We start from the raw sequence: 14,410 nt of genomic DNA, 5'->3' as shown, positions 1-14,410 counted from the left end.
TGCTAGCTTTTTTTTTAACTTCCGCTATTCTGTTATCTATGAAATTAGTGGAATGGACATAATAAAAAAATGATAATAGAAAAAGTATATTTACCCAAAGAGTTAAGTTGGTTGTCATTTAATCAACGGGTGTTACAAGAGGCTGCTGATGAAAGTAATCCTCTTATAGAAAGAATCCGTTTTTTAGGCATTTACTCAAGTAATCTTGACGAATTTTATAAAGTCCAATTTGCAAATTTAAAAAAATATGTCCTTATTGAGCAAGAACAAGCTCAATCCACCTCAAATGCTAAACATTTGTTACGTCAGGTTACTCAAAAAGTCATTCAACTTGAGTTACAGTTTGATCAGCTCTATAACGAGCTATTGTTAGAAATGGCAAGGAATCAGATTTTTTTAATAAATGAAAGACAACTTACCTCTTACCAAGAAACTTGGATAAAAAATTATTATAAACAAAATTTAAGGCAGTACATCACCCCTATTCTTCTCGATAGTCATACTGAATTAATTCAGTTTTTAAAAGATGATCATGCTTATTTAGCCGTTGAAATTATTTGTAAAGACAAAATTAGTTATGCATTACTCGAACTGCCAACCGATAATGCTCCGCGTTTTGTGCTATTGCCATCAGAAGTTTCCACCAAAAATAAATCAATCATCTTTTTAGATAACATTTTACGTTATTGTTTAGCGGATATTTTTAAAGTTTTTTTTGATGCTGTAGAATTAAATGCTTATTCGATTAATATTAATCGTGATGCTGAATATGAATTAAATACTGAACTCGATAGCTTACTTGAACTCATGTCTCAAGGTTTAAAGCAACGATTAACGGCACAACCGGTACGCTTCACTTATCAAAAAGATATGCCTAAAGCATTATTTGAATTATTGATAAATAAATTAAGATTAACCGAACAAGATGCCATGCCTGGCGGTCGTTATCCTAACTTCAAAGATTTAGCTAATTTTCCCGATCTTGGTGTTAAAAACTTACTCAATAAACGTTTACCTAGTCTTGCTTATAATCGATTTAAAAAATTCCGCAATGCTTTTGCAACCATCAAAGATCGTGATGTATTGCTCTATTACCCTTACTATTCATTTGGTCATGTGCTTGAGATTATGCGACAAGCATCGTTTGATCCTGCTGTCACTCATATTCGTATGAATATTTATCGAGTTGCTAAAGATTCTCGCTTTATTCATGCGGCAATAAATGCCGCCAATAATGGTAAAAAAGTTACAGTAGTAGTTGAGCTACAAGCTCGATTTGATGAGGAAGCCAATATAAAATGGGCTAAAAGGTTAATTCGAAGTGGTATAAAAGTTATCTACTCACAACCAAAACTTAAAATTCATGCTAAATTATTCTTAATTGATCGAAAAGAAGACGATAGAATTGTTCGTTATGCCCATATAGGTTCGGGTAATTTCAACGAAAAAACTGCACGAGTTTATACCGACTTTTCATTGCTAACCGCCGATCCGGCTATTACTGATGAAGTGATCAAAGTATTTAACTTTATTGAAAATCCTTTCAAACCAGTTTCATTTAATCATCTACTCGTATCTCCACAAAACACCCGCCAGCGTTTTTATGAATTCATTGAGCGTGAAATCAATAATGCCAGATTAGGTAAACCTTCTGGGATCTATTTAAAACTTAATGCTATTACAGATAAAGAGATGATAGATCAACTTTATCGAGCCTCTTGTGCTGGTGTCAAAATTAGGATAATTGTCAGAGGAACTTGTGTGTTAGTACCACAAATTGCTAATTTAAGTGAAAATATCTATGTTACTAGTATAGTGGATCAATATTTAGAACATGCTAGAGTCTATATTTTTGAAAATGATGGTAAAAAAGATACTTATATTTCATCAGCTGATTGGATGCCTCGTAACCTAGATAACCGAATTGAAGTGGGGGTTAAAATTTTCGATCCCATTTTGAAAACAACTATTCATGACATTTTTAATTTGCAATGTAACGATAATGTAAAAGCTAGAATTATTGATAAAGATAATATGAATAATTATGTTCAACGAGGTAATAAGAAAAAAGTAAGGGCGCAACATGCCATTTATGATTATTTAAAACAGATGGAATCATCGGTCTAAGGATTTTAAACGTGAACAAATTCAATGAATATGCTGTCGTCGATTTAGGCTCTAATAGTTTTCACATGGTTATAGTCCGTAATATAGATGGGGCTAGGCAAATCATCTATAAAAATAAAAAAAATATTCATTTAGCCACTGGATTAAATGAATATAATGAATTGAGTGAATCAAGTATTCAGCGAGGAATAGAGTGTTTAGCGCTATTTGCCGAACGATTAAACGGATTTCCTCCAGAAAATGTCAGAATTGTCGCCACTTATACCCTACGTATTGCGACCAATAGACACAGATTCTTGAATGAAGCGGCTAAAGTTTTACCCTATCCTATTGAAATAATTTCTGGACAAGAAGAAGCACGATTGATATATCTCGGTACAATGACCGCCGAGTCAACCAACGAAAATGATACTAAATTTGTTATTGATATTGGTGGTGGTTCAACTGAAATCGCAATAGGTAAAGGTAATAATCTAAAACCAATACTTGTTGCCAGTCGACCAATGGGCTGCGTAACCTATACTAAACACTATTTTCCACAAAAAAAAATCGATAAAGATTCCTTTCTACAAGCAAAATTAGCCGCAGAACAACAAGTCGAAAATTTAATTAATATAATTAAAAAACAAAATATTACTGCTGCTTTTGGCACGTCAGGTACCATCAAAAGTATCTATAATATTTTACTTGATCTTGGGGTTAATGATGGGATTATCACCCCAAAACGTTTAGAAGACTTAATCAGTTATGTTTTAGAATTTAATGATTTTCATGCTATTGACTACCCTTCCTTATCTGATGAAAGAAAGAATGTTTTTGTCAGTGGGCTTGCTATATTTAGTGGTGTCTTTAATGCATTAGGTTTGCAACAACTGCAATTTAGTCCTTGTGCTTTACGTGAAGGTGTATTGTATGAACTTATCGGTGGTCCAAATTATCGTGACATACGAGAAACCACCGCCGAGTCACTATCACAACATTATAATATTGATGAACGTCATGCAAAACAAGTTGTAAAAACGGCAGAGTATTTTTTCTCTCAATGGAAAGATCAAACCTCAATGATGGTACCGCATAGTGTGGAGTCAATCTTATATTGGTCGGCCCAGTTACATGAAGTTGGTCTGAAAATAAACTATTCCTCTATTCATAAACATTCGAGTTATATATTAAAAAATAGTAATTTACCCGGATTTAATGAAGAACAGCAGCTGTTGTTATCCACCTTAGTTCGTTATCATCGTAAATCAATTAACATCGAGGAATTCCCTTATTTTAGCTTGTTTGAATTCAAACATATTATGGCAATGTTACAAATTTTAAGATTATCAATCCTGATTAACAACCAACGCAATACTGATTTAGACTTAAATGCTTTTCGGTTAATTTTATCCAAAGAAAAATCAACTAAAGTGACGTTAGCCATTAATAAACAGTTTGTTGAAAATAATCGTCTGATTTTATTAGATTTAGAACAAGAAAAAAAATATTGGAAAGCGGTTAATGATTGGAAGTTATCAATTGAAACCTTCTAATTTGACTTATTATTCGAACAATTAATTAAAAACCGCCATTATTTTTGAAGTGACCCCCAATAGTTGGACAACCAATTACAGGGGGGCTTTTTATGTCAAAATATAGTCGAGATTTAAAAATTATCATAGCTAATGAATTCTTATCAAAAGAATCATCCGAAATTCTTTCAAAAAAATATGCGATATCTTCTCGTCAGATTCGATATTGGTCCCAAGTGGTTGCGATTCATGGTGATAACGCCTTTCAACCCATTTACGTGATGCCGAAGCAAGATTACAAGCACTAAAATTAATGTGGACAAATAATTGGTCTCTCGGGCACACTAGTGCTATGCTTAATTTAAGTTCCCCCGGGCTTCTATTTGTTTGGCTTGATAGATATCATAAAAAAGGTTTCCGAGGGCTTGAATATCGTTCCAGAGGAAGACCATGTATGAAGCAAACCCGTATTGAACCAACTCATAGTGATGATGAAAAAACAATTGAAGAATTAAAAGAGGAAATTGCTTATTTACGAGCAGAAAATGCTGTTCTAAAAAAGTTCGAAGAGCTGAAGCAAGCAAAACGACAACAAACAAAGAAAAAACGTTAGTTGTTTTAGCTCTTAAATATCAGTATTCTTTAAAACATTTGCTATCAGCAACAAAACTGGCAAAAAGTGTTTTTTATTATCATGTTAATAGGTTGAAAATGCCGTCTGCTTATGAAAATGAGTTAAAACGTATAGAATCGATTTACCATGAACATAGAGGGCGTTATGGTTATCGGCGAATTCATTTAACGTTGATAAATGAAGGCATTAAGCTCAATCATAAAACGGTACAACGCTTAATGGGTCAGCTTAATCTCAAATCGACAGTAAGACCTAAAAAATATCGTTCTTATCGTGGAGAGACAGGTAAAACAGTAGCTAATTATCTTAAAAGAGATTTTGAATCATCGAAACCAAATGAAAAATGGGTAACGGATGTCACAGAATTTAAGGTAAATGAAGAGAAAATTTACCTATCCCCCATTATCGATTTATATAATCAAGAAGTAATCGCTTATAAAGTGGCAAAAAATGCACGTTTGACCTTGGTGACAGATATGCTTCAAAAAGGGATATCACGATTAAAACAGTGTGAAAAACCGTTACTACATAGTGACCAAGGCTGGCAATATAGAAATTGCCATTATCAGAAGCTACTAGCTAATAATGGCATCAAACAAAGTATGTCCAGAAAAGGAAATTGTTTAGATAATGCGGTAGCTGAAAACTTTTTTGGTCTATTAAAATCAGAAATGTACCATGGACAATGCTTTCAAGATGCAGATGAATTGATTGAAAAAATAGAAGAATATATAGAATACTACAACACCAAACGGATTAAAGCCAAATTAAAAGGCCTGACTCCGGTTGAATATCGAAATCAGGCCTTACAAGCCGCTTAATCAAAGTGTCCAACTTTATGGGGTCACTTCAATTTTTGGCGGTTTTGGTTATCGAATATATTAACCTAATCCAATAATTTTCCACCATAATATACCGATGGTAAAGACAATAATTAGGTTAACCACACTACAAATAAATCCAACTTTCCACCAAGTTTTTACTGGTACAAAACCTTCAGCAAAAAGTAATGGGTTTCGAGCATTAGCAAATTGCGTAATTGAACCGAAATAGTTAGTACAAATTACCAAAGCAAAAATAGCTATCATTTGTGGAACACCTAATGCAATTGCTACAGATAAAAACACTGGGAACAATGCAGCAATATGCGCGTTACCACTTGCGAAGAAGTAATGCAAATAAACATAAGCGATGCATAAAATTACAATAACTAAAACCCAGCTACTATCACCCAAATGCCCTTTTACTGCATTTCCGATGGTATCGCCTAGCCACTTAGTTACGCCAAGTTTATTTACTTGACCAGCCATCATTAACAGTGCGGCGAACCAAATTAAGGTATCCCATGCAGCTTTTTCACCTTTGATATCATCCCAGCTCAATACACCAGTTAAGATTAAAATGGTTAAACCGATAAATGCTGTTGTAGTTGAATCAATACCGACATTTTTACCGAAGATCCAAAGTGCTAAAAGTAGAATCACGGTAGAGCCCATAATGATCTCTTTAATAGTGATTGCCCCCATTTTTTTAAGTTCTTCAGCAGCTAATTTTGGCGCTTCAGGGGTTTTCTTTAACTCTGGGTTGGTTAAGAAATAAATTACTAAAGGAATAACAATAAATGAAACCAAACAAGGAACTATAGCTGCTATAAACCATTGTCCCCACCCTAAGGTGATCCCAAGAGATGAAGTGACTAGTTTTGCTGCTAATAAATTTCCAGTAAAAGCAGTTAAAAACATTGCTGAAGTAATGTCATTAACGTGACTAATGGTTAACATCAAAAATGTCCCAATCCGGTTTCTTGATTCATCTTTCGGGTTGGATTTGAAGTTTATCGCTAAAGCTTCTGCTATTGGATAAATAACCCCTCCAGCTCGAGCAGTAGTACTCGGAATTGCTGGCGCTAAAGCCACATCGGTTACTGATAGTCCATAAGCTAAACCTAAAGTGTTTTTTCCTAGAATTTTAACTAAAAAATAAGCAATACGTTTGCTTAAACCAGTCTTGATAAATCCTCTAGCAATCATAAAGGCGATAACAATAAGCCAAATTAAACTACTATTTAATTCACTTAAAGAAATTTTGATTGCATCCGTAGCTGTTTCAGCACCTGATGGTCTTAATACAGCAAAAACCGTAATGGCTAATAAACCAATAGCACCAATAGGCATAATTTCGGCCACAATACAGGCGATGGTTGCAACAAATATAATACTGGTTCGCCAACCTTGTAAACTAATACCCTCTGGTGGGGATACCAAAAGCCACAATAATGCCGATATCCCCGCAATAATGAGAAGTGGAAGCCATTTTACTGGCGGTTTCTTTGCTATATTCATAGTATTTTCCTTTTAATTAAAAATTAATTTGTTCAAATTCATAATGAAATGTTGTAAACAATATCTTATTGAAAATATTTTATTTTATTTGATATGTCTCATTAAGAAGTTGAAAAGCAAAATTGTCTGGGTTTACCAATTTTATTGTTTTGTTTTTCAATAAAAAAATACCCGACAGATTGCGATGTTTTTTTAAATACTCACATCCTTTAATTGAACCAAAACCGTACAAAAGTGTTGAATAAATATCACCCTCAAGTGAGGTATCAGAAATCACCGTCACACTTTCTAATTCGTTATTTAAAGGATAACCGGTTTTAGAATCGAGAATGTGATGATAAAGATGATGATTTTGAATAAAGTAACGTTCATAAATTCCAGAAGTAACGATAGATTTATTTTTAACTTTAATTAAACCAACTAGTTCATTTTGAATTGAGGAAAAAGGTTTTTTTAGTCCAATATGCCAATAACCTTGGCTATCAATCGGCGATTCACCTACTGTTAACACATTCCCGCCCAAATTAATTATTGCTTGATGGATATCATTTTGTCGTAAAACTTCTTTAATCACATCAGCAATATAACCTTTAGCTATCGCACCTAGATCTATTTCCATTCCCTCTTTTTTCAAAAAGACTGAACATGACTTAGCATCAAGTTGAATATCATTAGGATCAATCAATGATCGTTTATTCACTATTTGATCGTTATTGGGTACTTGATGACCATTAAAACCTATCTTCCAGAGTTTAACTAATGGACCAATAGCGACATTAAAACAACTGTTTGGCATTAAGCTTATTTTACAAGCTTGCTCGATAAGCGAATAAACGGCATGACTAACCCTTACCGGATGCTTTCCAGCAGCATTATTAATTAACATCACTTCGGATATTGGCCGATTAACAGTCAACCTATCTTCAAGCTGATTAATGGTTTTAAACACAAGTTGAACAACGAAATCATTTGGCTCAAAAAGCATTAATGATACCGTTGTTCCCATCATCGCTTGAGTATATTCATAACGTGAATTAACCATGTTAAATAGACTCAAGAAATATTTGGCAATTTATTGATGGATATAGTCTGTAGCTTGCCTTCCAGCCTGCATACCAAAAATGATGATATCCGCTACGGCGTTACCACCTATACGATTAGCACCATGAACCCCTCCCACAACCTCACCTGCAGCAAATACACCTTGGATAACGTTTTTAGCAGTGTCGAGTACCTGCGTATGAGTATTGATAGTCACACCACCCATAGTATGATGAACCCCAGGAGCAATCTTAATTGCATAGTAAGGGGCTTTATTTATTGGATGACGCATTCCCGTTGTTCTTCCATAATCTTCATCTTGTTTGGTATTAACAAATTGATTATAGCGTTCAATGGTGTTCGATAGCGTATTTGCATCAATTGAGAGTTTTTGTGCTAACTCATTGATCGAATCAGCTTGTACCACGAGATCGTGGGAAACATATTCTTCAACAGCCTTGTTTTCATCCCGAACTTGTTGGTCAAATAAAATATAAGAATAGTGTTCTGGTAATTTGATAATTTCGGCCGACACTTTGTCTCGAGTATCTAATTCATTAACAAAACGTTTGCCTATTTGTGATACCAAAATAGCACCACCGCCACGAATTGATTCAGAGATTAAATAAGAAGTCGTTTGTTCCACTGTTGGGTGAATTTGTATTTCTTTCATATCCACCGTGCCAGCACCTAATTTTTCCAAGATCATGATCCCCGAACCAGTAGCGCCTTTGTGATTAGTCGTGACAAATCCTTTGAGGTCAGGACGATATTTTTCAACCATTTCACGGTTAGCACTAAATCCACCAGTTGCAATAATCACTGCTTTAGCTTTAATGGTTTGAATCGAACCATCTTCTTCGGTAACTTTAACGCCAACAACTTTATGATTTTCAGTAATAATTTCAGTCACATTGCTATCAAGCATGACTTCGATACCTCGACGATTAATATTTTTAACTAAACCACTAATTAAATAACCGCCAACTGCTGCGCCAGTGGCTGGACGATGCGTACGATCGACACTCATACCGCCCGTTGTCGTAATCCCACTAAGTTCAATCCCATTATTGTCTAACCAATCAATGGCATCAGGGGCATTTTCAACGAAATATCGTAATAATTCAGGATTATTTTTATTTTTACCACCAGTCATGGTTTCGTTATAAAATAGATCTTTACTATCCACGATGCCTTTGAGTTTTTGGAATTTTGTTTCAGCAGCATTCATACCTGCTGAAGCTTTATTAGTATTTCCACCAATAACTGACATCTTTTCAACCACAACTACACTTGCACCAAGATCGTGAGCTTGAATAGCCGCGGCCAAACCTGCACCACCACTACCGACAACCACAACATCATAGGCTTTCGTATTAGGATCACCACCTTCGGCAATAATAGCTTCTTTGTTGGATTGAGCCATAGCCTTGGTTACGGCCTTTTTGAAAGCTTCACATTGTGATGTTGCCCCTGAAATGGCATCCACATGAGGACTGTTTGAATCAATGATGCGATGTTTGATTTCCGAAAAGTTATTTAAAACTTCACTATCATAATTAGTCGGGTTGACTAATTGCATATCTTTGATGAAATCTTTACCAAGTTCAACATTAATAACATAATCATAAGATTCATCATTGACAGTTTCTTGATAATTACCTGGTTTGAATTTTTTAACATTTAAATTTATATCTCGAATCAAGCTTTCAACCAATGAAAAATGCCATAAAGGTTCAGGAATATTAAGTTCTTCACGTTTATCACTGTTGATATAGAGTTCAAGTTGTTCGCCTTTTTTAATACGATCTGTCCAATCAGGATAAGCAATACAAGCTCGCCCAACAGCTACTAAATCAAAACCATTCTCTAACGCAGCTTCAACATCTTTCTCATTTACCACATTACCAACACCAACAACCGGTATTTTAGCTAAGGTTGCCGAACGCATTGCCACATATTTATTAATTAATGGTGTCGGATCTTCGGTATCAACGATTGATGGTCTTAAGATTGCTCCCATTGAAAAGTGAATGTAATCTAAGCCTTTTTCAGCCAACTTTTCAAGCAGATACATAGAGTCGTCAAAACGAATACCGGGAACTTCTAACTCTTCTGGTGAAAAACGATAGCCGACAATAAATTCAGGATTTGCGTAGCGTTTTACCATCTCATGAGTAATATCTAAGATTGCTAGTGGAAACAGTGCTCGGTTATCGCGACTCCCTCCCCACTTATCATTTCGTTGGTTAGAATTAGGTGAATAGAATTGTTGAATGAGATAAGTGTTAGCGCCATGAATTTCGACTCCGTCAAATCCAGCTTGAATAGCACGGCGAACCGCTTGACCAAACTTATCTATCATCTGCTCTACTTCTTCAGCGGTTAATTCTATAGGGGTAGCTGCACCGGGTCTTGGTGCCGCTATTGCACTTGGTCCTACAGGACTTTGGCCACCGATGAGTTTAGGGTCAACCATTCTACCACCGTGATAGACTTGAATAACCGCTTTCGAGCCTTTCTCTTTAATAGCTTTGGCGACCTTAGCAAGGCCTTCAATCTTATCGTCATTATCTAAACCAATAGCACCTGGAAAAGCTAATCCCTTATTATCTACAAAACCACATTCAACAATTATTGTGCCAATTTCACCAGCTCTTGCTCGATAATATTCGATTAAGTCATGAGTGACTGAACCTTCATAAAATCCCGAACATGTGGTCATTGGTGCCATCATAATGCGATTTTTTAGAGTAATACCATTGGGTAACAGTACTGGTTTAAAAATATCTTTGTTTTTCATATTTCAATACCTAATCATTAATATTTAAATGTTAATATGGATCATAGCATCCGAAATTTTTCTTCTCCACTTACATAAGTTTCATTAGTCGCTAAATATCATTTTTTCGACAAAAAATTCCTTATATTTATTAATAATTTATAAAGCAATTTGCTAATACAGCTTTAAATGGTTGTCTATTTTTTATTACTTTGAAATCGTCAGCCTATTATGAGAGGTATACTAGTCTAAAAAAAAACACTGTAACTATTTCATTTACTTATAATTTTTTTGATATCTATCACTTGTAGTTTATTTTTATTCAGCTAGAATGCTTATCAAATTTAGAAAAGAGAATTTGATTATGCTTGTGGTGCAAACAAAAAAACCAATAACAAAAGTAAAATTAAATTGTCTTTTTATTTTGAATATGGATCCTCCTTTATGGAGGATTTTTTATATCTATAAATTTTACCTCTCAATTTTATATCAAATTATTAATCAATACCACTTCAAGTACAGCCATAAACAGGAGATAGCATGAAACCTTTGATCCCTTTTTATAATCCAACTATCAGTTATGAAGATAATTATGCCAAAGGCCCTTTTGGCCTTTTTGCCGAATTAGACAAGGCAGAACAAGTTTCTACTAAACCAAGCAAATTCTTAAATGTTGAAGTCAATCTTCCATTTGGTCAGCCTGCCGGACCGCTATTGAATGCAAATTATATTAAAGCTGCTTTTGCCTATGGATTCGATTTATGTGTGTATAAAACAGTTAGAACTAAATTACATAAATGCCATCCATTACCTAATGTCTTATCGGTTCACCCTAAAGGCAAACTTACATGCAATTTAGACACTGTTTTAGCTGATAGCAATTATAGTCAACCGTTATCCATAACCAATTCATTTGGTGTCCCATCATTTGCTCCGGATATTTGGCAACCTGATATGGCTGATGCAGTCAAGGCAGCCGGTATTGGGCAATGTGTTATAGGTAGCTTCCAAGGTACTCAAGGTAATGGAGCGATTGAGCAGGATTATGCATTAGCTGCTAAATTAGTCAGAGAAACCAATGCGCCAATTTTAGAAGCCAATTTGAGTTGCCCGAATGAAGGCGCAAGTAAACTACTCTGTTTTGATGTAGATAGAGTTGAACGCATTGTGAATGAAATCAAAAATGCGGTACCGGATCGCCCTCTTATCTTAAAATTAGCTTACTTCCCTGATGATGAAAGAATTGTTTCATTATTAACTCGAGTAGGCAAAATAATTGATGGTTTAAGTGCAATCAATACCCTATCAGCAAAACCTGTAGATGCCAATGGACATCCAGCATTGGGGGAAAACCGCAAAGAAGGTGGAATCTGTGGTGACGCAATTCGTTGGGCTGGTTTAGATATGGTTAGTCGACTTAATAAATATCGTAAACAAATGGATTTAAAATTTGCCATTATCGGTGTGGGTGGCGTGAGTAACAGTGAACATTATCACCAATTTATCAATAATGGGGCTGATGCTGTTATGAGTGCAACTGGCGCTATGTGGAATCCATTATTGGCAATCGAAATCAAAAAAAGTCTTTAAAACAATTGAGTAATATTATTTATCATGTTTATGATGTTACAGGGTAACTTTGTTGCCCTGTAATTTTTTATACCCTATTTCTTCTTTAAAAAATAATAAGAACCAAAAATCAGATGAGCAAGAAAAACGATTAACAAAATAATCCTTACATGCAAAGAATCAAATAAAATAAATGGTATTAATAAAATGATAAATACCATGGTTAACATTTTTATCAATCCTGTTTTTGATACTTTTTTCTCGATAAGCATTTTCTGCACATAAGTCTGATAATAACGAGTTTGGGTAAAATAGTTATATAGGCGATCAGAACTATTTAACCATAGATATGCAGTAAGCAAATAAAAAGGCACTGTAGGCAACAGAGGAACAAAAATTCCCACCGTACCTAAAGCAAAAGAGATCCCACCAAGAAAAATAAATAGTGATTTTTTTAACATTTCTAATCAATTAAAATAACTTTAACTTATACAAATAATTGTTGAAGATAACATAAATAGATAGAGAAAGTTACAATTAAATATCAAATGATTGAACAATGAGGCTCGAATCCCATTTTTAGAGAAAGACTAAATATAAGTGGCTATAGAAAATTTAAATCGAAATATCACAGCTAAGCTAGTTTCATGTGGTGATATCACCTATATTTGAAATTAAAATCAGTTGGTTCAGATTTATTATATCAATAATCGTGAATTAGTTTTGTTTACATGAATTAGTTAAACAACAGAACAATATTGATTAAGATACGATAAATAAGGATACAGTCATAGGAGATGATTGACGATGACAAAACACAATACGACCTTTGATGAACTTAAGGAAAAAGCATTAGCCAATACTGTTGCCCGAGCGGCATATGATGAAGCTGAAGAGAAATGGAAACTAACACAATTATTACTTTCAGCAAGAAAATATGCTCAGCTATCTCAAACTGAGTTAGCTGAGCGTTTAGGTGTTTCCTCAGCCAGAATAAAAAGTATTGAGGGTAATCCTTTAAATACAAATTTTAAAGCAATTCTGAAATATTTTAATGCATGTAATGTGAAATTAAATTTTAGCCTAAAATAAAACCTACAACTAAGATATATTTCCGTTTTTTATATCAATTTATATCTAAATCTCAACTAATAAGCTCTTTAAATAACCACCCAGATATTCAACAAAATATGCCCCCACCTTTTGTGGAAAATTAGAGCTAAAAAAGGTATAAAATTAATTTGTTGTTACGAAATTTATTTTGTATTTATTAACAATAAATAGGTTGAAGTAAAATTAATCAAGAAATGTTATAAATTTTATATGGATGGTTTTATAGAATTTTTTGTATTATACACAAATTGAGTAAAACTTTTAAGAATTGGCGGAACGGACGGGGCTCGAACCCGCGACCCCCTGCGTGACAGGCAGGTATTCTAACCAACTGAACTACCGCTCCGCTTTTTAGATTCTTCAATGCACTGCATCAAAGTAGGCGTGATATTAAAGATTATTTTTATTTTCGTCAATATAATTTTTTAAAATTATGTTTAATTGCATAGAAAACAATCATTAATGCACTTTCCATAATGCCCCACCACTCTTTTTATCAATTTTCTCTAAAATTGATTCATGGGCAGAAAGCTCAGTCTCATTCGCTTTAATCACAGATAATCGAGTTCCATTACGCTCAATTTTTTTGACGGTATTATTTAATATTGCTGATGGGTTATCTTCCGCACTAAAAGCCAACGTGGTTTGTCCACCAGTCATAGCTAAATATACTTCAGCTAAGATCTCGGCATCAAGTAAAGCGCCATGTAGGGTACGATGTGAATTATCAATTTCATAACGTTCACAAAGGGCATCTAAGTTATTACGTTTACCGGGGAATAACCGTCGCGCCATTGCTAATGTATCGGTAACGATACAATGATCGGCTGTTTTGAAATTTAACCCACAAAGGCGAAACTCATAATCCATAAATCCAACGTCGAAAGATGCGTTGTGAATGACTAATTCGGCACCATCAATGAATTTAATAAAATCATGAGCAATATTTTTAAATATTGGTTTATCTTTAACAAATTCATCACTGATGCCATGAACTTTAAAGGCTCCTTCATCAATTAAACGTTCTGGATTGATGTAAACATGGAAATGGTTGCCAGTTAAGCGTCGATTTAATACTTCAACAGCACCAATTTCAATAATCTTATGCCCCTCATAGTGATTATTGCCTTCTTGGTTCATACCTGTTGTTTCTGTATCTAATACAATTTGACGTGTTGAATGTGTTATCACGTTATACTCTTCTTTTTCTAGAATTGGGAAATTAACAATTTAGTGGTATAGTTTAACACCAAAACGTGCTGATGTTGATACCCACAGTGCTTTAGTC

10 protein-coding genes, 1 tRNA gene and 1 pseudogene are annotated in these 14,410 nt (G+C 34.4%); 6 read left to right on the top strand and 6 right to left on the bottom strand.

Features of this window, described 5'->3' with window-relative positions:
* Positions 1-69: 69 nt before the first annotated feature.
* The 4 genes and pseudogenes from ppk1 to AC5LXV_RS10010 all read left to right on the top strand — a co-directional run bounded on the left by ppk1 (position 70) and on the right by AC5LXV_RS10010 (position 5,096).
* The gene (gene ppk1 / locus AC5LXV_RS10025) at positions 70-2,127 is read left to right on the top strand and encodes a polyphosphate kinase 1 (protein ID WP_493466337.1); all 2,058 of its coding nucleotides are present in this window, start codon (positions 70-72) and stop codon (positions 2,125-2,127) included.
* Positions 2,118-3,662, top strand: a complete 1,545-nt coding sequence (locus tag AC5LXV_RS10020) for a Ppx/GppA phosphatase family protein (RefSeq protein ID WP_493467990.1) — start codon at positions 2,118-2,120, stop codon at positions 3,660-3,662. The genes ppk1 and AC5LXV_RS10020 overlap by 10 nt, the downstream gene beginning before the upstream one ends.
* Positions 3,663-3,754: 92 nt before the next feature.
* Positions 3,755-4,254 (top strand): annotated as a pseudogene (locus AC5LXV_RS10015) (helix-turn-helix domain-containing protein).
* Positions 4,152-5,096, top strand: a complete 945-nt coding sequence (locus tag AC5LXV_RS10010) for an IS3 family transposase (RefSeq protein ID WP_493467989.1) — start codon at positions 4,152-4,154, stop codon at positions 5,094-5,096. The pseudogene AC5LXV_RS10015 and the gene AC5LXV_RS10010 overlap by 103 nt, the downstream one beginning before the upstream one ends.
* Before the next feature lie 60 nt (positions 5,097-5,156).
* Here AC5LXV_RS10010 and AC5LXV_RS10005 read toward each other — a convergent pair whose 3' ends face one another.
* The 3 genes from AC5LXV_RS10005 to AC5LXV_RS09995 form a co-directional block, all read right to left on the bottom strand.
* Positions 5,157-6,617 carry a DASS family sodium-coupled anion symporter gene (locus AC5LXV_RS10005; RefSeq protein ID WP_110433489.1) on the bottom strand — a complete coding sequence of 487 codons (1,461 nt, stop codon included), beginning with the start codon at positions 6,615-6,617 and terminating at the stop codon, positions 5,157-5,159.
* A gap of 79 nt (positions 6,618-6,696) precedes the next feature.
* Positions 6,697-7,674 carry an FAD:protein FMN transferase gene (locus tag AC5LXV_RS10000; RefSeq protein WP_493466336.1) on the bottom strand — a complete coding sequence of 326 codons (978 nt, stop codon included), beginning with the start codon at positions 7,672-7,674 and terminating at the stop codon, positions 6,697-6,699.
* A gap of 15 nt (positions 7,675-7,689) precedes the next feature.
* The gene (locus AC5LXV_RS09995) at positions 7,690-10,461 is read right to left on the bottom strand and encodes a flavocytochrome c (RefSeq protein ID WP_493466335.1); all 2,772 of its coding nucleotides are present in this window, start codon (positions 10,459-10,461) and stop codon (positions 7,690-7,692) included.
* Positions 10,462-10,980: 519 nt separating this feature from the next.
* On the opposite strand from AC5LXV_RS09995, the gene AC5LXV_RS09990 reads away from it, so the two are divergent.
* On the top strand, positions 10,981-12,030 hold the full coding sequence (locus AC5LXV_RS09990) for a dihydroorotate oxidase (RefSeq protein WP_493453179.1): 1,050 nt from the start codon (positions 10,981-10,983) through the stop codon (positions 12,028-12,030).
* A gap of 74 nt (positions 12,031-12,104) precedes the next feature.
* Here the strand turns inward: AC5LXV_RS09990 and AC5LXV_RS09985 are convergent, their stop codons facing one another.
* Positions 12,105-12,470, bottom strand: a complete 366-nt coding sequence (locus AC5LXV_RS09985; protein ID WP_493466334.1) for a YbaN family protein — start codon at positions 12,468-12,470, stop codon at positions 12,105-12,107.
* A gap of 346 nt (positions 12,471-12,816) precedes the next feature.
* Here AC5LXV_RS09985 and AC5LXV_RS09980 point away from each other — a divergent pair, with 346 nt between their 5' ends.
* The gene (locus AC5LXV_RS09980) at positions 12,817-13,101 is read left to right on the top strand and encodes a helix-turn-helix domain-containing protein (RefSeq protein ID WP_493466333.1); all 285 of its coding nucleotides are present in this window, start codon (positions 12,817-12,819) and stop codon (positions 13,099-13,101) included.
* Between the two features lie 290 nt (positions 13,102-13,391).
* Here the strand turns inward: AC5LXV_RS09980 and AC5LXV_RS09975 are convergent.
* Together AC5LXV_RS09975 and dnaQ are read right to left on the bottom strand one after the other, a co-directional pair.
* A tRNA-Asp gene (locus AC5LXV_RS09975) sits at positions 13,392-13,468 on the bottom strand.
* 113 nt (positions 13,469-13,581) lie between these two features.
* Positions 13,582-14,313 (bottom strand): DNA polymerase III subunit epsilon, encoded by a 732-nt coding sequence (gene dnaQ / locus AC5LXV_RS09970; RefSeq protein WP_110433495.1) that lies wholly within the window; start codon positions 14,311-14,313, stop codon positions 13,582-13,584.
* Positions 14,314-14,410: the final 97 nt, after the last annotated feature.

This window comes from Gilliamella sp. LMG 34359 (assembly GCF_984569085.1).
The sequence above is the reverse complement of the archived record's forward strand: the minus strand, read 5'-3'. Positions and strand labels throughout refer to the sequence as shown.